Consider the following 18010-nt stretch of genomic DNA (forward strand, 5'->3'; position numbering starts at 1 on the left):
AGCCGATCATCGCGCCAATCGGTTAAGACTTGTCAAATATCCAAACTGTTTGTCCACCTACCAATTGTGCCCGTGGATTTCTATTTTGACACGAAACGGTGCCGCAGCCGCTCGATGGCGGTGTCGAGCACTTCGTCCTTCTTTGAGAAGCAGAAGCGCACGACGTTGGTCGGCGCGTTCTCCACGAAGAAGGCGCTGACGGGGATGGCGGCGACCTTCGCCTCCGCCACCAGCCAGCGGCAGAAGGCCTGATCGTCGCCGTCGAAGCCGAAGCGCGAGATGTCGGCGGCGACGAAATAGGTGCCGGCACTGGGCAGCACGTCGAACCCGACCGAGGCGAGACCGGCCGACAGCCGGTCGCGCTTGGCCTGGAGCCCGGCGGCGAGCCCGGTGAAATAGCCCTCCTCCTTGCCCAGCCCGTAGGCGACGGCGGCCTGGAGGTTCGGCGGGGTGGTGAAGGTCAGGAACTGGTGTGCCTTGGCGACCGGCTGCAACAAATGCGGGGCGGCGGTGACGTAGCCGACCTTCCAGCCGGTCAACGAGAAGGTCTTGCCGGCGGACCCGATCTTCAGGCAGCGGTCGCGCATGCCCGGCAGGCTCATCAGCGGGATGTGGCGGCGACCGTCGAAGACGATGTGCTCATACACCTCGTCGCAGACCGCCAGCGCGTCGTGGCGCTGCACGAACTCGGCGATCAGCTCCAGCTCGGCACGGTCAAAGACCTTGGCGGCGGGATTCAGCGGATCGTTGATCAGCACCAGCTTGGTGCGCGGGGAGAAAGCGGCCTCCAGATCGGCGCGGCTGAAGCTCCAGTCCGGCGCCTTCAGCGAAACGAAGCGCGGCACGCCGCCGGCCAGCCGGACGATAGGCAGGTAGCTGTCGTACATCGGCTGGAACAGCACGACCTCGTCGCCCGGATTTATCAGGCCGAGCAGGCAGGCGGTCAGCGCCTCGGTCGCACCGGAGGTGACCATCGTCTCGGTCTTCCAGTCGACGTCGAGCCCGTAGAAGCGGCCGGCGTGGGCGGCCAGCGCCTGACGCAGATCGGGCGTGCCCATCATCGACGGGTACTGGTTCCACCCGGTCAGCAGCGCATCGGCCGCGGTTTGCAGCACGTCGGCCGGCCCGCGGTCGTCGGGGAATCCCTGGCCCAGGTTGATCGCGCCATGCTCCTCCGACAGGCGGGACATGACCTCGAAAATGGTGGTGCCATAGCTGGACAGCAGCGCGTTGCCCGACTTCACCGGAAAGCCTCCTCATGCGAACGGACGCACAAGATGGCCGCTGCGGGGCGACGCTGTCCAGTGCCCGCTTCCGCAGGGCAGACCGCAGAGGAGCGGTTGCTGGTGGTCGGCAAAATCGTTTGGACTCCCACCGAGCGATGGAGACGGCCATGGTATGGCTGTTGCATACTCAGGTAAGTTTCTGTCCCAAGGAGTGTAATTCCGATGTCATTTTCTTCCCGCTGCCGCGGTGCCGCCCTGTCGGCTTTGGTCCCGGCTCTGGTCCTGTTCGGGCTGGCCGGTTCCGTGCAGGCTGCGGAACTGATCAAGGTCAAGGTGTTCGTCGGCTCGATGTTCGAGATCGGCAAGAACACCGGCGACCGCGCCGGCGAGTTCCAGCACTGGTACGAGCGCTATTGGCAGACGGCCGAGCCGATCACGGTGAAGGGCGCGCTGAACCCGGTCTACTGCAACGCCGACGGCGTCTGCGGATCGGTGCTGGGCATGGGCAAGGTCAGTTCGTCGGCCTCGATGCAGGCGATCCTGCTGAATCCGCAGCTCGACCTGTCGCAAGCCTATTTCATGGTCACCGGCGTGGCCGGCACCCCGCCGTCGCGCGGCACCATCGGCGAAGTGAGCTGGGCGACCTGGGTGGTCGACTATGACCTCGGCCACCGCTGGGCGCCGGAGGAGAACAAGCCGGGCGAGCCGACCTTCATGCCGCGCAAGGGCTACGAGGCGGTGCGGCTGTTCCCGATGAACCCGGCGCTGGTGTCCTGGGCGATGCGCCTGACCGCCGACACGCCGCTGAAGGACAGCGACTCCGCCCGCGCCTACCGCAAGCGCTATCCGCAGGAAGCGGCACAGCGTGCTCCTTTTGTGGGCACCGGCACGCACATGACGGGCGACACCTTCTTCCACGGTCCCGGCATGTCGGCCCAGGCGCAGTACATCGCCAAGCTCTATGGCGCGGACGACTACGTCATCACCGAGATGGAGGCGGCGGCGATCACGCTGGTCATCAAGCGGCTGCAAGGCTCCGACCGGGTGATGAGCCTGCGCGGCGCGGTCAATTTCGACCAGGGCAACCCGAACGAGACCACGCTCCAGCACCTCGACCCGAAGCCGGGCGAGACCGCCGGCGGCTTCGCCGAGACGGTGGAGAATGTGGAGCTGGTCGGGTCGCGGATGGTCGACCACATCGTCGGCCATTGGGACCAGTGGAAGGACGGCGTTCCGGCCCTGCCCGCTCCCTGACTAACAGGATCTCAGCGCCTGCCGGGAAACCGCCCGGCAGGCGCTTGCGGCCTACTCGCCGTAAATCTTGCGCAGGCGGCGGTTGCGCAGCTTCAGCCGGATGCGTTCGACCGGGCTGAAGATGCGGGGATAGCGGCGCTTGCCCCGTACGAACAGACGGCGGGCGTCGGCGGAGTTGCGCAGCACCAGCACGCCGCCGAGCAGCATCACCGGCAGGCCGCCGGGACCGGGCAAGGGGGCGATCAGCAGGCCGAGCAGGATGATCGTGCATCCGGCGCCGATCAGGGCCAGCTGTCGCACGCGCGCGAAAGACAGCGTCTGGGCGGTATCGGGAGGACTCATCTGCGGTTCGACAGGCTCCAAGCTTTGCGTTCGTCCGCATATGGGCCTGGGGGAGCGGCTCGAAAAGGCCCCCCTCCCCTTTGCAGGTGTGGGAGCGCGTCTTCTCCCGCCCCGGAAAGGGGCTGGACTCAATGCCCCGATTTTCAATGCAGCGTGCGCATCGGTTCCGGTGGCGCGGCGCGCAGGCGGGCCGGGTCCAGGCGGCTGAGGGCGGCGTCGCGTTCGGCGGGCTTGGGTTCCCAGCCGAATTCGCGGATCAGCTGGTCGCGGGCGGCGACGGCGCGGCGGGACAGGTGGGCGCATCCGTCCGGCGCTTTGCCCCGGCTCGGCGGCGGGCAGCGGCGGTCGGCGCAGCTTTCCAGCATCAGGCGGATCATCCGCTCGCGCTTGGCGGCGTCGACATAGCCCATCTGGTCGAAATACAGCTTGGTGAAGGCCAGTTCGGTGACGCGGGCCTGGGCCTCGCGGTCGCCGACGATCACCGCCGCCACCACCTCCACGCAACGGCCGGCGAAATGCGGCAGCGGCGCGGTGCCGTCGTCGGCACGGTCGAGCAGGCGGCTCGGCAGATCGACCAGCCGGCCGGTCACGTCCTTCACCAGATAGCGGCGCCACACCGACATTCCAGCCTCCCGTCAGGCTTCAGCCCCGCTAAGAAGCCTACACCAGACGGAGGGAACACGGAACCGGTCATGAACACACGATCCCGTGAACGGACGGGGTTCGGCGGACCTGCCCCTCAGTGCGGCACCAGCGGCCAGAAGATCGCGATGGCCGTCGTGCCGAACACCACGACCATGATCGACAGCGGCAGGCCGAGCCGCCAGTAATCGCCGAAACGGTAGCCGCCGGGGCCCATCACCAGCGTGTTGCACTGGTGGCCGATGGGGGTGAGGAAGTCGCATCCGGCGCCGATCGCCACCGCCATCAGGAAGGCGTCGGGCCGCAGCCCGAGATGGGTGGCGAGGCTGGCGCCGATGGGCGCCATCACCAGCACCGTCGCGGCGTTGTTCAGGAAGGGCGTCACCGCCATCGCCGCCACCATGATCATCGCCAGCGCCCCCGCCGGCGGCAGTCCCTGCGACATCTCCGACAGGAAGCCGGCGATCAGTTCGGTGCCGCCGGTGGTGCGCAGCGTCTCGCTGACCGGGATCAGGGATCCCAGAAGCACCAGGATCGGCCATTCGATGGCCTCGTAGGCATCGCGCAGGCTGACCACCTTCAGGGCGGTCATCGCCACCGCCGCCCCGAAGAAGGCGATGGCGACCGGCACCAGCCCGGTGGCGACCAGCGTAACGGTCAGCCCCAGCACCGCCACCGCCGCGGCGCGCTTCGGCGTGCGGCCGATGGCGAGGTTGCGCTCGGCCAGCGGCAGGCAGCCCAACTCGGCCAGCGTGTCGGAGACGGCGGCCTGCCGGCATTGCAGCACCACCAGATCGCCCGATTGCAGGCGGATGCGGCGCAGCCTCTGGCGGATCGGCCGGCCGCGCCGGCTGAGCGCCACCAGATTGGCGCCGAACCGCTCGCGCAGGTTCACCTCCTCGATGCTGTGGCCGATCATGGCGGAACGCTGCTCCACCACCGCCTCGACCACGGCGATGTCGTCCTCGTTCTCGACCCCCTCCTGGTCCTTGTCGTGCATCATGCGCAAGCCGGCGCGCTTGACCAGATCGCCCAGCGCCATGGTATCGCCCTCCAGCACCAGGATGTCGTCGGCGAACAGCACCCAATGGCCCGACGGGACATAGCGGCGATAATTCTCGCGCACGATGGCGGCGACGGTCACCTCGTTCTCGCCGAAGGATTCCAACTCCTCCACCGTACGGCCGACGAACTGCGAGCCGGCGGGCAGCCGCGCCTCCGCCGTATAATCGTCGATGTTGAAGGCCGGTCCGGCCCCCGCCGCCCGTCCCTTCGGCAGCAGCCGGTAGCCGACCGTCAGGAAGACGACGCCGACCAGCGCGATCACCAGCCCCACGGGCGTGAAGTCGAACATGTGGAAGGGCTCGCCGGTCATCTCCGCCCGCACGCGCGACACGATGATGTTGGGCGAGGTGCCGACCAGCGTCATCAGCCCGCCCAGCAGCGAGCCGAAGGCCATCGGCATCAACAGCAGCGACACCGGCGTGCCGCTCCGCCGCGCGACCTGCAAGGCGATGGGCATGAAGATGGCCAGCGCGCCGATGTTCTTGACGATGGCCGACAGCATGGTCACCGCCCCGGCCAGAACCGCCACCTGGGTCCAGACGCCGGTCATGCGCGCGGTCAGCGGGCGCATCGCCGCCTCCACCACGCCGGACCGGCCGACGGCGGCGCTGACCACCAGGGCCGATCCGACGATGATGACGATGTCGTCGGAAAAGCCCTGGAACGCCTCCTTCGCCGGCACGATTCCGGCGGCGACCGAGGCCAGCAGGGCGATCATCCCGACAAGGTCGTACCGCAGCCGGTCCCAGATCAGCAGCGCGATCACCGCGCCGATGATCCCAAACGATAACATCTGGTCGATGGTCATTGGGAAAGGCAGCGTCCTTATCCTGTGATCCGGAGCCGGGCCGGACAGGGGAACGCGGTTGTGCGTCCGGTCAGCGCGCCGAACCCGACGCCTTCCCGTCCCCGCGGCCATCGCCCGATTTGCCGGATGCCGCTGGCCCCTTGTCGGGGGACCGGGCATCCTGCACCAGCCGGCCGCACTGTGGCTGTTCCTCACTGCCCGGGTCAAGGAAGGGCAGCACGCCGGCCAGCGGGGTCAGCAGCACGCCCAGCGCCACCGCCGCCGCACCCCGCGCCGCCGACTCGGTGGGATCGACGCCGATGTCGGGGTTGCCCAGCGTGCCGCCGACCAGCACCGGGACGTGGGTGGCGAAGACCTGCGGCGACTTCGAATCGCCGACGATGCGCAGGTCGAGCGACTCGTTGCGCAGGCTGATCCGGCCCTTGCCGGTGACCAGCGTTTCCGGCGTGTCGAGCACCAGCGCCTCGACCTGGGCGACACCGTTCTGCACCGACATGTTGCCGACCAGGCAGTTGAAGGGCATCGGCTTCGACCCGGAAATGGCCACGCCCAGCGTTTCCAGGATGTTGGTCTTCAGCCCCTTGACCGCAAGGCTGGTGACCCGTCCGCCGTCCACCGCGACGCCGATCTTGCCGTCGGAACTGCCCAGCAGGTCGGCCACCGTCTTGCCGGAACCGGCAAGCTGGATGCGCCCGGCCACCGTACCGCCGATCTGGCCCGCCAGGGAGGTTTCGCTGAAGAAGGTGGACAGCTTCATCGCGCGGATGTCCAGGTTGGTGCGCATCGCCGGCACCTTGCGGCTGCCGTCCACCTGCACCGTGCCGGTGATCCGCCCGCCGCCGATGCCCAGCGACAGCGGATCGAAATGCAGGTCGCCGTTGGCCAGCCTGACCCGCATGTCCAGATCCTGCAACGGGGCGAAGGGCGCCTCGACCCGCTTGCCGCGCAGGCGGACATCCATGTCGGTGTTGCGCAGCATCTCCACATTCACCGGGGTGGCGGGGATGACGCGGCCGTTGCCGCGGGTCGGGTAGTCGCCGCTGCCGCGCGGCGAAGCGCCGATCAGGCCGGCCAGATCCTGGGCCGCCAGCCGGTTGGAGGTGAGGTCGGCCTTCACCATCGGGCGTTCGCCGTTGGTGTCGACCGACAGGTCGCCGGACAGGTCGCTCTCGCCGACCTTGCCGTTCATGCCGTGGAAGGCCCACAGGCCCCCTTCGCGCGACAGATGGCCGGAAATGGAATAGGGCCGGGTCTTCGGCGTCGGGATGCCGAGGATCGGGAAGATCTCCGCCAGATCGTTGCCGCTGAGCGCCACCGACAGGTCGACGCCCTCCAGCTTCACCGGCTCCGCCACCGACCCTTCGATGCGGCCCTTGGTCTTGCCGACGGCGGCGTCGATCTTGAGCGGATAGGGCTTGGGATCGTCGCGCAGGGAGAGCAGCGAGCCGCCCTCCACCGCCAGGGTGAAAGGCTTGCCGGCGAAGTTGCCCTTGCCGTTCAGCTGCACGGTGTCGCTGTCATTGTCGCCGGTCGCGGTGTTGATGGTGTTGTCGATGTCGATGTCACTTGTGGGGTCGCGGTAGCGAATCCTGCCGTCGGCGATCAGCAGCCGCTCGATCACCGGAATGTCGCCGCGCTTGTCGGGAGTCACGGCCTCCTTCGCCACTTCCTTCTCCGCGTTGGGCGGGCCGAAATTCCAGTTCGCCTCGCCCTTGCCGTTCTTTTCCAGGATCAGCTTCGGCCCTTCGACCTTCAGTTCCGGCAGTTCCCAGTTGCCGCGCAGCAGCGGCCAGGGGCGCAGCGAGGCGTCCAGCGCCCTGATCTCCGCCATCGTCCTGTCCTGCGCCCAGTCGGCGTTGGCGATGCGCAGCCCTTCCAGATGGATGCGGATCGGGTGGCCGAGATGCACGCGCAGGTCGCCGTCGATGGCGACCTCGCGGTTCAGCGCCGCCGAGGCATGGCGGGCGACAAAGCCGCGGGCGTCGTTCCAGTCGAACAGCAGCACCACCGCGCCGACCCCGACGACGATAAGACCGACGAGGCCCAGCAGGCCGTAGCCGATCCATTTGAACACCGATCCCGCACCCGCTTTCATCCCCCTGCCCTCCGCGCACCGTCCCTTCCCCTGACAACGGACAAGGGGGCGGAACAGCGAAGGCCGGAAGCAGGGGTTACCGCAAGAGATCCAACGCTCCTGCCCGAAAGTTATATATTCCGTTGGCGCTTATATTGGATTTAACGCAAAATTCAGTATCGCAGCGCCGTAATCGAACGACGCCCCACCCCCGCAGCCAGGGCCGCAGGACAAGATGCGTTCTCTGACCAATTTCGCCCCGTCCACCTTCGAGGAACGCGGTGCCGCCGTGGCCTTCACCACGCCGGTGCTGGCGCAGACCCGCGTGCGCAAGGACAGCCGCGACCAGCTGGAGGTGCTGGTGCCCAACCTTTCGGAAGGGCGCGGCGTCTATGTGGTTCCGTGGAAGTCGCTGCCGCTGGCCTTCCCGATGACCGTGCACGACCGGATGCTGCACGATCTGATCGCCAAGGCCGACGGCTGCTCGCCCGACGACATCCGCAAGGCGGTGCTGGAGGCGGCGCGCTGCGGTCTGGCCGGCGGCGGTGCCGTGGCGGCGGCGGAAGCGGCGTTAAGCGACGACGAGGACCAGCGGCTTCTGATCAACTACCAGCTGATCGTCGAGGCGCTGAGGGCGGTCGGCCTGGAATCGACGGAGATCCTGAAGGTCGGCCTGACCTCTGCCGAAGGGCAGAAGCTGACGCGCGACCTGATGATGAAGGCGGCGCAGCGTCTGGCTATGGAACCGAAGGAACTCTATGGCCGCATCGCCGAGCTGGCGCTGATGATGGAGGCCATCGGGCTCGCCAGCTCGCCCAAGCCGGCGCGGCTGCGGCGGCTGATGCGCGATCTCCAGGGGTTCCGCGACAGCATGACCGACTGGGCGACCGACAACGTGTCGGAAGCGGCCCCCATCGGCGGCTTCTGCGCCGAGGTGGCGGAGCATACGGTCAACCACGCCCGCAACGTCATCGGCCAGTTCGATCAGGCGATGGCGTCGTTCGAGGTGTTGCTGCGCCAGTGGGAGACCAAGCGTCCGCAGATCCGCAAGGCGTCGAGCCGGCTGTCCTGGCTGCTCGACGGCTGGGAATATCTGATCCTGCTGTGGAACGATGCGCTGACCCAGGACCGCTACACCCAGGACATGACCGTCCACGACATCTTCCGCGTCATCCCCCTGCTGCCGAAGGACGAGGGCCGCGCCGAGCAGTCCGCGCTGGCGGACAAGTTGATCAACAGCCACAAGCGATCGGTGCGCGCTTATGTCGACTGGCGCAGCGGCCAGCTCGATGTCGATCTGGTCATGCGGATCGAGACGATCAAAGGGAGAGCGGCCTGATCATGGAGATGAGGGATCTGGTCGCGCTGGGCGACAAGCTTCTGGACATCGACGAGCCCAAGTTCCGCCAGATCGTCGATCTGCTGGAGCAGATGAACGATCATCCCGACATCCAGCGCACCATCGCCGTGATCCGCCCCCGGCTGGTCGAGTTGCGGCTGCACCGCCGGCCGACGCTGAAGCGGCTGTTCTGCAATCCGTTCGAAGACCTGTTCGAAGCACTGGGCAAGGCCGACCCGGTGCCGCTTAGCGTGATCGAACGGTCGCTGATGAACAGCCTGTGGCCGCTGGTCGAGGCCGAGGTCGGCAAGGAGCACATGCGCGCCTTCCGCCCGGCCCTGCAGAACGGGCCGGAGCGCAAGGCGCTGACCGAAGCCTTCTGGGGAGAATGCGCCGCGGCGGTGACGAAGATTGCCCAGGGGGCGGTGGCCGGGCATTTCAGCGAAGCGCTCGACCTGCGGATGAACCCCAGCCGGACGCGGGCGCTCGCGGACATCGCCATCCTCCTGTCCATCGCACCCGAGATCATGGAGCTGAAGGCGGCGCTGTCGCCCAAGCCGGTGCCGAAGCTCCATGGCGACCATATCGAGGCGATCCAGACCATCGGCCGCCGGCTGTCCCGCGCCAGACCGGAGTCGCTGCGGATCTTCATCCTGCTCGCCGCCTCGCGCCTGACCGATCCGTCGGTGCTGCTGGGCGGGCTGTGGGACATGGATCTGGGCCAGAAGTCGGCCGACCGCGCCGCCCTGTTCATGCAGCTGAGCGGCACCGTCGTCGCCCAGATCGAGGACCGCTCGCGCAGTTGGCAGGACACCCCGGGCAGCGACCGCATGGCGGTGGCCGATCTGGCGCTCGACCTCGTCGCCAGCCTGGACGCCACGCGGGCGGCGATGGAGCACAGCCGCAACAAGGAGTTCGACCAGCGGCTGAAGCAGGTCCGCAGTTCCGTCCACGCCATGGTGAAGACCCAGGTGTTGCAGGACGCCGATGCCGGCATCGTCGCCGCCATCGGCGCGCTGGAGGGCGGCAGCGAAGGACGCGCCCAGCTCGCCCAGGCGGAGAACCACGCCCGTGCACTGCGCAAATGCGCGACCATCGCCGATACGCTGGGGCTGCGCGGCGAGCTGCGGGAGATGACGCAGAAGACCACCGCCTCGCTGACGGAAAAGGCGCAGCAGGCGCTGGCCGGTCCCGCCGGCAGCACCCGCACCGGCTATACCGCCATCCGCATGATCGAACTGATTGCCGGACCGGCCGAAGCGAATAAGATCATGGACGACATCATGAGCGGCGGCCGGCGGTGAGTGTGCCGGCGCCTTTCGGTTCGGAGGAGCGGGCGATGGGATCGGGATACACCGGGTGGGAACTGCCGGCGGACGAGCGCGGGCGCCTGCTGGCCCTGCTTCCGCCCCGCTATGAGAGGCTGGTCGCCGACCATGTGACCCTGACCTTCGGCGTCGGGCCGCAGGAGCCGCTGCCCGCCGCCACCGAGGCCGACGTGATCGGCTATGCCGACGACGGCGAGGGGGTGCAGGCGCTGGTCGTCGCCGTCGACGGCGCCAGCGACCGGCCGGACGGATCGACCTACCACATCACCTGGTCGCTGGCGGACGGGCGGCGCCCGGTGGAGTCCAACGACGTCATCCGCGACTATGGCTGGCGTCCGGTGGACCCGGTGACGGTCAGGCTGGTGCCGCGGTATTTCGCGCTGTAAGCCGGAACCTACGGCACCACATCAGGGCACCTCTGCCACCCCTTCGGCGGCGACGCCGCGCTTGAGGCGCTGTTCGCGGTAGACGATGAACAGCCCGCTGCCGATGATCAGCGCCGCCCCCACCCCCATGCGCGCGGTGGGGGCCGTGCCCCAGACGGCAAGGTCGAGGATCACCGCCCACAGGATCGACACATACTGGAACGGCACCACCACCGCGGCCGGGCTGAGTTGCAGAGAGCGGTTCATCATGGCGTGGCCGGCCAGCGCGGTGACGCCCAGCAGCCCCAGCAGGATGAAGCCGAGCCAGCCCGGCGCCTCCCAGGTCCAGGGCAGCGTCACCCCGCCGATCAGCAGGCCGCCGACCATCTGGTTGCCGACCAGCGTCAGGCTGGAGGCGGAGCGCAGGACGCGGGTGGAGATCACGCCGCTGGAGAAGATGAAGGCGCCGATCAGCGCCACCAGCGACGGCCACAGGTCGAAGCGGCCGGTCGGGTTCAGCACGATGACGACGCCGACGAAACCGACCAGCACCGCCACCCAGCGGCGCCAGCCGACACTTTCGCGCAGGACCAGCACCGACAGCGCGGTGACGATCAGCGGCGCCGACATGTAGATGGTCATCACGTCGGCCAGCGGCAGATAACCGACCGCCCAGTAGAAGCAGGCGACATCCACCGTCATCAGCAGCACACGCAGGATGTGCAGCGGCAGCCGGTCCACCGCGAAGACCGCGGCAATACCCTCGCGCCAGATCATCGGCGCCAGCACCGCCAGCCCGAACAGGCTGCGCACGGCCAGCAGCATGGCGACCGGATGGTCGGCCACCAGCCATTTGCCGAGCGCGTCGTTCAGCGTGAAGAGCGTCATCCCGCCCAGCATCATCAGGATACCGGCACGTGTGTCGGTCGCGGGGGCCGCGGTCATGGATGGGTCCGGGAGTTGGTTGAGGCGTGACGTTCAGAGGTGCCGCGGGCCGATTTTGCGCTTGGCGGCTGAACCGTGCCCGATAATGCTGGAATACCGCATGAGTGCAAGCTCTGCACCGGCGATGGACGCGGTCGGCCCGCATGGCTGGGATGAGTATTGCGGACGACAGATCAGCGACCGTCCAGACGCCGTTGCGATCGCGATATGCACAAAGACCGCAAATATCTTTCAAGACCCTGATCCATATCTTTAAATTCCCCTTAGCAGAATTTACCACTTTTTTTATAAGGATTTACGGGCGGCAAGGGTTTTCCCATACTTGCGTATGACTTCTCCGCCAGTTTTATAATCTCCGCAGACGAATGATCACACAGATCAACCCAGAAAATCCCATCCAAAGTTCAGACTCCAAATTTCTAGAAATTTACATTTCTTCTGAAATTTGCAGAACTCGATGAATGGGAAAGGAGAAATCATGGTCAAGGTTCGGGATTTTTCTATTTCGACCAAACTCACGGCGGCTTTCGCCTCTCTGGTCATGGTCTCCATGGTCGTCGCTGTCTTTGGGTATTCGAAATTGTCGTTCATCGAGACATCGAACGGCTGGACCACCCACACCTACAAGGTCCTTGAAGAGATATCCCGAATCCAGGCGGCGATGGTGGACCAGGAAACCGGCGTGCGCGGCTATCTGGTTTCCGCAGATGAAAAGTTCCTGGAACCGTACCGGGCAGGACAGCGGGCCTATGCGGAGGCCCTGACGAATGCCAAGCGGCTGACGGCGGACAATGCGGCACAGCAGGCGCGATTCGCGGACGTGGATCGGCTTGCCCAGACCTGGCGGACCTCGGTCGCCGAAAAGGAGATCGCCCTGATGTCCAAGGCGGACACCCGCGATCAGGCCCGAGGGCTGGAAGCCTCGGGCGCCGGAAAGGCGTCGATGGACGGACTGCGTGCCAAGATCGCCGAGATCGACAAGGTTGAGCGCGATCTGCTGACCATGCGCAGCGCCGAGCAGGCGAATGCCTTTTCCGCCTCCTATACCAGCAATCTGATCGGCGGTGGCGCGATGATCGCCATCGCACTGGTGGCCGGCATCCTGCAGTCACGTGGAATCGCCGCGCCGATCCGGGCTATGACCGGCGTCATGGAGCGGCTCGCCGCCGGCGACAACAGCGTTGCGATCCAGGGCCGGGACCGCGGCGACGAGATCGGCGCGATGGCCAGGACCGTCGAGGTGTTCAAGCAGAATGCCATCGACAACGCCCGATTGACGTCCGAGCAGGAGGGGGTGAAGGCAAAAGCCGAAGCCGAGCGCAAGGCGGCGATGGCGGCAATGGCCCAGCGCTTCGAAGACAGCGTCAAAGCGGTGGTGGAAAGCGTCGCGACGGCGTCGAGCAGGATGCAGTCGGTGGCTACGTCGATGGTGGGAACGGCGGAACAGACCAGCCATCAGGCCGGCGCCTCGGCGACGGCGGCCGAACAGACCTCCGCCAACGTGCAGACCGTTGCCGCCGCCGCGGAGGAAATGTCGGCCTCGCTGGTCGAAATCTCCAAGCAGGTCAGCAATTCGTCGCAGATCGCCGCCCAGGCGGTTCAGGACGCGGCGCGGACCAACGACACCGTGGCCGGTCTTGCCGAAGCCGCGCAGAAGATCGGCGAGGTGGTCGGGCTGATCCAGTCCATCGCCGGCCAGACCAACCTGCTGGCGCTGAACGCCACCATCGAGGCCGCCCGAGCCGGCGAGGCGGGCAAGGGTTTTGCCGTGGTGGCGTCGGAGGTGAAGGGCCTCGCCACCCAGACCGCAAGGGCGACCGACGAAATCGCCGCCCAGATTGCCGCCATGCAGGCGGTGACGGCGGACGCCGTCGAGGCTATCAAGGGGATCGGCGCGACGATCACGCAGATGAGCGGGATTGCCACCGCCATCGCCTCCGCCGTTGAAGAACAGAACGCGGCGACCGGCGAGATCTCCCGCAACGTGACGCAAGCGGCGTCCGGCACCCGGGAGGTTTCCACCAACGTCATTGAGGTGCAGAGGGCCGCCAGCGAGAGCGGCAGCATGGCGGGCCAGGTGCTGGATGCGGCCGGCGAGCTGTCGCGGGAAGCCAGGACGCTCAGCAGCGCGGTCGATGAATTCCTGCGTGGCGTCCGCGCGGCCTGACGCGACACCACACGGGAAAGCCCATGGATGACACCCTTTCCCCGGACAGGAGCGGGTGTCATCGATAGGGCGCCTGTTGAACGGGTAGCCGGTTGGTCTCCTTCATCTCCCGCAGCGAAAGGTTCGACCGGATGCTGGCCACGCCCGGCAGCTTCCGAAGCACCCGGTCGACGAATCCGCTGTAATCGTCGAGATCGCGCGCGACGACGACCAGTAGGAAATCCGCCTCTCCGGTGGTGTTGTGGCAGCTCAAAACGGAGGGGCAGCCCTGGATGATCGCCTCGAAAGCCGCGGTCACCTCCTCGCCATGCTGGGTACAGACGATCTGCACGAAGGCCATGACGCCGAAGCCGAGCTTGCGGCGGTCGAGAACCGCCTGATAGCCCTTGATCACTCCGCTTTCCTCCAAACGCTTCTGACGCCGCCAGCAGGACGCCTCGCTGAGCGCCAGCTGTTCGGAGAGCCTGGCGTTGGACAGCCGGCCATCCTGTTGCAGCCGGTCGGCAATCGCGGCATCCACTTTGTCCAGCGGGTCCATGTCGAAGGACTCCTTCACCAGCGAGCAATCAAAAGAAAGAATCCTTCATATCTGCGGTTCAACCGATCTTCAATTGAAAGCCAATTTCAGTGGGTCCGTCGTAGACTGCGGGGAGCGTCCAGACGGAGTCCCCCCGATGAAAGCCGTGGTCTACGAGGCATTTTCCGCCCCGCCCAAAATCATGACCGTGCCCGATCCGACGCCGGAGCCGCATGGCGTCGTCGTCAAGGTGATGGCGACCGGCGTTTGCCGCAGCGACTGGCACGGCTGGGTCGGCCACGACACCGACATCCAGCTTCCCCATGTTCCCGGCCACGAACTGGCCGGCATCGTCGAGGCGGTCGGCAGGGACGTGACGAAATGGCGGGTCGGGGACCGGGTGACGGTCCCGTTCGTCGGCGGCTGCGGCGCCTGTCCCGAATGCCATTCCGGCAACCATCAGGTCTGCGACCGGCAGTTCCAGCCCGGCTTCACCCATTGGGGGTCGTTCGCCCAGTATGTCGGCCTGCATCAGGCGGACATCAATCTGGTGGGGCTGCCGGAGAGCATGGCCTTCACCACGGCGGCGAGCCTCGGCTGCCGCTTCGTGACCTCGTTCCGCGCCGTCATCGACCAGGGCAATACCTCCGCCGGCCAATGGGTCGCCGTTCACGGCTGCGGCGGCGTCGGCCTGTCGGCGATCATGATCGCCAATGCGGTGGGCGCCAATGTCGTCGCCGTTGACATCTCGGAAGACAAGCTCGCCCTGGCCCGCGCGCTCGGCGCCGTCGCCACGGTGAATGCGTCGGAGGTCGGGGAGGTCGCCGAAGCGGTGATCGAGACCACCCGCGGCGGCGCCCATGTCTCGCTCGACGCGCTGGGCCACCCCACCACCTGCTTCAACTCGATCAGCAACCTGCGCAAGCGGGGCAAGCATGTGCAGGTCGGGCTGATGCTGGCCGAGAACAGCACGCCAGCCATTCCGATGAGCCGCGTCATCGCCAATGAGCTGGAAATCCTCGGCAGCCACGGCATGCAGGCCCACCGCTATGACGCGATGCTGGAGATGATGCGGTCCGGCAAGCTGGCGCCGGAGAAGCTGATCGGCCGGACGATCACGCTGGAACAGTCCATCGACGCCCTGATGAGCATGGACAGGTTCGAGGGCACCGGCGTCACCGTGGTTACGGAGTTCTGACGATAAAACCGGAAAGCTCCTGCTTTCCGGCCTCATCTCCGGCTGTCAGATCACGCCCTTCTCGCGCAGGGCGGCGATGTCGGCCTCGCCCAGCCCGAGGGACTCGGCGAGCACCGTGTCGGTGTGCTGGCCCAGCGTCGGCGGGGCGGTGTCGTGGACCAGCGGGGTGCCGCTGTAGCGGATCGGGCTCGCCACCGTCGGCACGCTGCCCTGGGTCGGGTGCGGCAGATCCTGGTGGATGTTGCGGGCCTTGACCTGCGGGTCTTCGAAGACCGCGGCCAGATCGTTGATCGGGCCGCAGGGCACGCCGACCTGCTCCAGCGCGCCCAGCCAGTCCTGGCTGTCGCGGGTGCGGATCAGCTCCTCCAGCAGGGCCACCAGTTCCTTGCGGTTGGCGACGCGGGCCGGGTTGGTGGCGTAACGCTCGTCCTTCGCCAGATCGGGGCGGCCGGCGACCGTGCAGAACTTGGCGAACTGGCCGTCGTTGCCGACCGCCAGGATGATGTAGCCGTCGCGGGTGGCGAAGGCCTGATAGGGCACGATGTTCGGATGGGCGTTGCCGAGCCGCTGCGGCGCCTTGCCGCCGACCAGGCAGTTCATCGCTTGGTTCGCCAACACCGCCACCTGCACGTCGAGCAGGGCCAGATCGACCTGCTGCCCTTCGCCGGTGCGGTCGCGGTGGGCAAGCGCGCCCATGATGCCGATGGTGGCGTAGAGGCCGGTGAAGATGTCGGTCACCGCGACACCGACCTTGACCGGACCGCCGCCCGGCTCGCCGTCGGGCTGGCCGGTGATGCTCATCAGCCCGCCCATGCCCTGGATCATGAAGTCGTAGCCGGCACGGTTGCGGTACGGCCCGGTCTGGCCGAAGCCGGTGATCGAGCAATAGACCAGCCGCGGGTTGACCGCCTTCAGGCTGTCATAGTCGAGGCCGTATTTGACCAGCCCGCCGACCTTGAAATTCTCGATGACGACGTCGGCCTGGGCGGCGAGCCTGCGGACAAGCTCCTGCCCTTCCGGCCGTTCGAAGTCGATGGTGATCGACCGCTTGCCGCGGTTGGTCGACAGGAAATAGGCCGACTGGTCGCCGGCCCAGGGCGGGCCCCAGGCGCGGGTATCGTCGCCGGCACCGGGCCGTTCCACCTTGATCACGTCGGCGCCGAGATCGGCCAGCGTCTGCGCCGACCACGGCCCAGCCAGCACGCGCGACAGCTCCAGCACCCGGATGTGCGACAAGGGTCCGGCCAAGGTGTCTTCCTCCTGTTGGTGTTATTGCCCTCTCCTGCCCCGGGAGAGGGAGGGCCCCGCCGAAGGCGGGAGGGTGAGGGGTGATCCAGACATGGATTCAAATCCTTGGATCGCCCCTCACCCTTCCCAAGCTTCGCTTGGGCCCCTTCCCTCTCCCGGGGCGGGAGAGGGAGAGTCTGATTACGCCGACACCAGTTCTTCCAGCGAGCGCTCGATGATGTCCAGGCCTTCGTCGACCAGGGCATCGGAGGCGGTCAGCGGGACCAGGATGCGGATGACGTTGGCGTAGGTGCCGCAGGACAGCAGGATCAGGCCCTTTTCCGCCGCCTTGGCGACCAGAGCCTTGGTCAGGTCGGCCGCCGGCTCCTTGGTCTCGCGGTCGGTGACCAGCTCCATGGCGACCATGGCGCCCAGGTTGCGGACGTCACCGATCACCGACAGGCTGTTGCGCTGGGCCATGGTGCGGAAGCGGCCGGCGATGCGCTCGCCCAGCTGCTCGCTGCGCTCGACCAGCTTCTCTTCCTCGATGACGTTGATGACGGCCAGCGCCGCGGTGGTCGCCAGCGGGCTGCCGGCATAGGTGCCGCCCAGGCCGCCGGGGATCGGGGCATCCATCAGCGCCGCCTTGCCGGTCAGCGCCGACAGCGGGAAGCCGCCGGCCAGGCTCTTCGCCATGGTGACGAGGTCCGGCTCGATCCCGGCATGCTCGAAGGCGAACATCTTGCCGGTGCGGGCGAAGCCGGTCTGGATCTCGTCGACGATCATGACGATGCCGTGCTTGTCGCAGACCGCGCGCAGCGACTGGAGGAAGGACGGGCTGGCGATGTTGAAGCCGCCCTCGCCCTGCACCGGCTCGATGATGATCGCGGCGACGCGGGCCGGATCGACGTCGGACTTGAACAGGGTGTCCAGCGCCTTCAGGCTCTCCGCCTCGCTGATGCCGCGATAGGCGTTGGGGAACGGCACGTGGAAGATCTCGGCCGGGAACGGGCCAAAGCCGACCTTGTAGGGCACGACCTTGCCGGTCAGGCCCATGGTCAGCAGCGTGCGGCCGTGGAAGCCGCCGGAGAAGGCGACCACGCCCGGACGGCCGGTGGCGGCGCGGGCGACCTTGACGGCGTTCTCGACCGCCTCGGCACCGGTGGTGAAGAAGGCGGTCTTCTTCGGCGTCGGGCCGGGGACCAGCGCGTTCAGCTTCTCCGCCAGCTCGACGAAGCTGTCATAGGGCGTGACCATCGCGCAGGTGTGGGTGAAGCGGTCCAACTGCGCCTTCACCGCCTCCATCACCTTCGGATGGCGGTGGCCGGTGTTCAGCACGGCGATGCCGCCGGCGAAATCGATGAAGCGCTTGCCCTCGATGTCCCACATCTCGGCATTCTCAGCGCGGTCGATGTAGAAGGGCATGCCGGCGGAGATGCCACGGGAGACGGCGGCCTCGCGACGGGCGACGAAGGACTGGTTGGTGGTCATGGTCTGTGTTCCTTTGTCTTTT

15 protein-coding genes are annotated in these 18010 nt (G+C 67.1%); 6 read left to right on the forward strand and 9 right to left on the reverse strand.

The window, feature by feature from the left end:
* Window positions 1-80: 80 nt before the first annotated feature.
* On the reverse strand, window positions 81-1244 hold the full coding sequence (locus ABNQ40_RS09755; RefSeq protein ID WP_391346346.1) for an aminotransferase: 1164 nt from the start codon (window positions 1242-1244) through the stop codon (window positions 81-83).
* Window positions 1245-1448: 204 nt separating this feature from the next.
* Between ABNQ40_RS09755 and ABNQ40_RS09760 the strand changes: the two genes are divergently transcribed.
* A complete protein-coding gene (locus ABNQ40_RS09760; protein ID WP_391346348.1) occupies window positions 1449-2480 on the forward strand; it encodes a purine-nucleoside phosphorylase in 1032 nt (343 codons plus the stop codon).
* 51 nt (window positions 2481-2531) lie between these two features.
* Here ABNQ40_RS09760 and ABNQ40_RS09765 read toward each other — a convergent pair whose 3' ends face one another.
* The 4 genes from ABNQ40_RS09765 to ABNQ40_RS09780 all read right to left on the reverse strand — a co-directional run bounded on the left by ABNQ40_RS09765 (window position 2532) and on the right by ABNQ40_RS09780 (window position 7432).
* Window positions 2532-2822: a hypothetical protein gene (locus tag ABNQ40_RS09765; protein ID WP_174469996.1), complete on the reverse strand. Its 291-nt coding sequence runs from the start codon at window positions 2820-2822 to the stop codon at window positions 2532-2534.
* Between the two features lie 143 nt (window positions 2823-2965).
* Window positions 2966-3445, reverse strand: a complete 480-nt coding sequence (locus tag ABNQ40_RS09770) for a hypothetical protein (protein WP_098738057.1) — start codon at window positions 3443-3445, stop codon at window positions 2966-2968.
* A gap of 116 nt (window positions 3446-3561) precedes the next feature.
* Window positions 3562-5337 (reverse strand): SLC13 family permease, encoded by a 1776-nt coding sequence (locus ABNQ40_RS09775; RefSeq protein WP_391346351.1) that lies wholly within the window; start codon window positions 5335-5337, stop codon window positions 3562-3564.
* 70 nt (window positions 5338-5407) lie between these two features.
* Window positions 5408-7432: an AsmA family protein gene (locus ABNQ40_RS09780; protein WP_391346353.1), complete on the reverse strand. Its 2025-nt coding sequence runs from the start codon at window positions 7430-7432 to the stop codon at window positions 5408-5410.
* Window positions 7433-7646: 214 nt separating this feature from the next.
* Between ABNQ40_RS09780 and ABNQ40_RS09785 the strand changes: the two genes are divergently transcribed.
* Genes ABNQ40_RS09785 through ABNQ40_RS09795 form a run of 3 tightly spaced genes read left to right on the forward strand, consistent with a single transcriptional unit; the run spans window position 7647 to window position 10464 of the window.
* Window positions 7647-8750 carry a hypothetical protein gene (locus tag ABNQ40_RS09785; protein WP_109049509.1) on the forward strand — a complete coding sequence of 368 codons (1104 nt, stop codon included), beginning with the start codon at window positions 7647-7649 and terminating at the stop codon, window positions 8748-8750.
* A 2-nt stretch (window positions 8751-8752) separates the two neighbouring features.
* Window positions 8753-10054 (forward strand): hypothetical protein, encoded by a 1302-nt coding sequence (locus tag ABNQ40_RS09790; protein WP_109049510.1) that lies wholly within the window; start codon window positions 8753-8755, stop codon window positions 10052-10054.
* 35 nt (window positions 10055-10089) lie between these two features.
* Complete coding sequence (locus ABNQ40_RS09795) at window positions 10090-10464, forward strand: hypothetical protein (protein WP_109049511.1); 375 nt, start codon at window positions 10090-10092, stop codon at window positions 10462-10464.
* 21 nt (window positions 10465-10485) lie between these two features.
* Here ABNQ40_RS09795 and ABNQ40_RS09800 read toward each other — a convergent pair whose 3' ends face one another.
* Window positions 10486-11388 carry a DMT family transporter gene (locus ABNQ40_RS09800; RefSeq protein WP_109049512.1) on the reverse strand — a complete coding sequence of 301 codons (903 nt, stop codon included), beginning with the start codon at window positions 11386-11388 and terminating at the stop codon, window positions 10486-10488.
* Window positions 11389-11866: 478 nt separating this feature from the next.
* Here ABNQ40_RS09800 and ABNQ40_RS09805 point away from each other — a divergent pair, with 478 nt between their 5' ends.
* Complete coding sequence (locus tag ABNQ40_RS09805; protein ID WP_109049513.1) at window positions 11867-13555, forward strand: methyl-accepting chemotaxis protein; 1689 nt, start codon at window positions 11867-11869, stop codon at window positions 13553-13555.
* 58 nt (window positions 13556-13613) lie between these two features.
* Here the strand turns inward: ABNQ40_RS09805 and ABNQ40_RS09810 are convergent, their stop codons facing one another.
* Entirely contained in the window at window positions 13614-14093 is a 480-nt protein-coding gene (locus ABNQ40_RS09810) for an Lrp/AsnC family transcriptional regulator (protein ID WP_109490892.1), read from the reverse strand.
* Window positions 14094-14229: 136 nt separating this feature from the next.
* Here ABNQ40_RS09810 and ABNQ40_RS09815 point away from each other — a divergent pair, with 136 nt between their 5' ends.
* On the forward strand, window positions 14230-15270 hold the full coding sequence (locus tag ABNQ40_RS09815; protein WP_109049514.1) for a zinc-dependent alcohol dehydrogenase family protein: 1041 nt from the start codon (window positions 14230-14232) through the stop codon (window positions 15268-15270).
* Between the two features lie 45 nt (window positions 15271-15315).
* On the opposite strand, the gene ABNQ40_RS09820 is transcribed toward ABNQ40_RS09815, so the two are convergent.
* Together ABNQ40_RS09820 and gabT are read right to left on the reverse strand one after the other, a co-directional pair.
* Window positions 15316-16518 (reverse strand): CaiB/BaiF CoA-transferase family protein, encoded by a 1203-nt coding sequence (locus ABNQ40_RS09820; protein WP_109049515.1) that lies wholly within the window; start codon window positions 16516-16518, stop codon window positions 15316-15318.
* A gap of 180 nt (window positions 16519-16698) precedes the next feature.
* Window positions 16699-17988, reverse strand: a complete 1290-nt coding sequence (gene gabT, locus ABNQ40_RS09825; RefSeq protein ID WP_109049516.1) for a 4-aminobutyrate--2-oxoglutarate transaminase — start codon at window positions 17986-17988, stop codon at window positions 16699-16701.
* Between the last annotated feature and the right edge of the window lie 22 nt (window positions 17989-18010).

Source organism: Azospirillum sp. A23 (genome assembly GCF_042938965.1).
Lineage (GTDB): Bacteria > Pseudomonadota > Alphaproteobacteria > Azospirillales > Azospirillaceae > Azospirillum > Azospirillum melinis.

Bases quoted from the DNA above. Each gene is read 5' to 3' on its own strand.
- ABNQ40_RS09760 (WP_391346348.1), top strand. From the start codon at position 1,449: ATGTCATTTTCTTCCCGCTGCCGCGGTGCCGCCCTGTCGGCTTTGGTC.
- ABNQ40_RS09765 (WP_174469996.1), bottom strand. From the start codon at position 2,822: ATGAGTCCTCCCGATACCGCCCAGACGCTGTCTTTCGCGCGCGTGCGA.
- ABNQ40_RS09770 (WP_098738057.1), bottom strand. From the start codon at position 3,445: ATGTCGGTGTGGCGCCGCTATCTGGTGAAGGACGTGACCGGCCGGCTG.
- ABNQ40_RS09775 (WP_391346351.1), bottom strand. From the start codon at position 5,337: ATGACCATCGACCAGATGTTATCGTTTGGGATCATCGGCGCGGTGATC.
- ABNQ40_RS09780 (WP_391346353.1), bottom strand. From the start codon at position 7,432: ATGAAAGCGGGTGCGGGATCGGTGTTCAAATGGATCGGCTACGGCCTG.
- ABNQ40_RS09785 (WP_109049509.1), top strand. From the start codon at position 7,647: ATGCGTTCTCTGACCAATTTCGCCCCGTCCACCTTCGAGGAACGCGGT.
- ABNQ40_RS09790 (WP_109049510.1), top strand. From the start codon at position 8,753: ATGGAGATGAGGGATCTGGTCGCGCTGGGCGACAAGCTTCTGGACATC.
- ABNQ40_RS09795 (WP_109049511.1), top strand. From the start codon at position 10,090: ATGGGATCGGGATACACCGGGTGGGAACTGCCGGCGGACGAGCGCGGG.
- ABNQ40_RS09800 (WP_109049512.1), bottom strand. From the start codon at position 11,388: ATGACCGCGGCCCCCGCGACCGACACACGTGCCGGTATCCTGATGATG.
- ABNQ40_RS09805 (WP_109049513.1), top strand. From the start codon at position 11,867: ATGGTCAAGGTTCGGGATTTTTCTATTTCGACCAAACTCACGGCGGCT.
- ABNQ40_RS09810 (WP_109490892.1), bottom strand. From the start codon at position 14,093: ATGGACCCGCTGGACAAAGTGGATGCCGCGATTGCCGACCGGCTGCAA.
- ABNQ40_RS09815 (WP_109049514.1), top strand. From the start codon at position 14,230: ATGAAAGCCGTGGTCTACGAGGCATTTTCCGCCCCGCCCAAAATCATG.
- gabT (WP_109049516.1), bottom strand. From the start codon at position 17,988: ATGACCACCAACCAGTCCTTCGTCGCCCGTCGCGAGGCCGCCGTCTCC.